We start from the raw sequence: 346 nt of genomic DNA on the forward strand, positions 1-346 counted from the left end.
TTTTCGTAATCCTGAAGCATCGAAGTCTTAAAATCGCCCATGCTGGCGCCCATCGCGAGAAGCGAGCTGGGATCGAGTTCCAATCGCGCGCCAAACGAAGCAGCGACCAACAAGCCTTCATCGACCAGCTTTCGGCTTACGATGGACAAAGACGGATCACCACAAACATCACGTAACGTGGCGCCGGTGACAACCGAAAGCGGATTGCTACACAAGTTGGCAACGACCTTCGTCCACAGGGCATCACGTATCCTTTCCGTGACGCGCGCGGCTATCCCGCTTTCAGCCAACAGAGCTGCAAGCCAGTCCGTTCTATCGCTGCGACGATGGTCTATCTCTCCTATGA

The 346-nt window shown here is 54.9% G+C and carries 1 protein-coding gene; it reads right to left on the reverse strand.

The genetic code is table 11. The features are described 5' to 3' along the window. Nucleotides 1-346 (reverse strand): ketopantoate reductase family protein (locus ACPYOI_RS36060; RefSeq protein WP_481424172.1); only part of this gene is annotated, 346 nt, incomplete at both ends.

It is taken from the genome of Rhizobium sp. SVR5-2C (genome assembly GCF_056755115.1).